The organism is Rhodobacter sp. NTK016B, from assembly GCF_017303295.1.
Classification (GTDB): Bacteria; Pseudomonadota; Alphaproteobacteria; order Rhodobacterales; family Rhodobacteraceae; genus Pararhodobacter.
In genome coordinates this window covers 1-241 of record NZ_JAFKOK010000072.1, presented here as the reverse complement: position 1 = coordinate 241, position 241 = coordinate 1, and the positions used below count along the sequence as shown (strand labels likewise).

The window sequence follows — 241 nt, the reverse complement described above, 5'->3', positions numbered from 1 at the left end:
GCCTCGCGTACCTCTTCGGTCAGGTTCGTGATTGGTAGCGACAGCTGCCGCACCTTCAGGCCGAGCGCAGCCTTGATCGGCGGCAGGCTCTGAATGCGCGGACCGACATAGCTGCGCGACGCCCCGCCAATCGTGAAGCTGCGCGTGCCGTTGCCCGACCAGAGGCCCAGCGAGACCGGCGTGCCCGTGTCGCGGGTCTTCGCCGTCACCCAGATCAGGGTGCGCGAGACGATGCCCGTGC

At 68.5% G+C, this 241-nt stretch carries 1 pseudogene; it reads right to left on the bottom strand.

The features are described from left to right. Positions 1-241, bottom strand: a pseudogene (locus JI664_RS23745) (hypothetical protein); the annotation flags it as partial.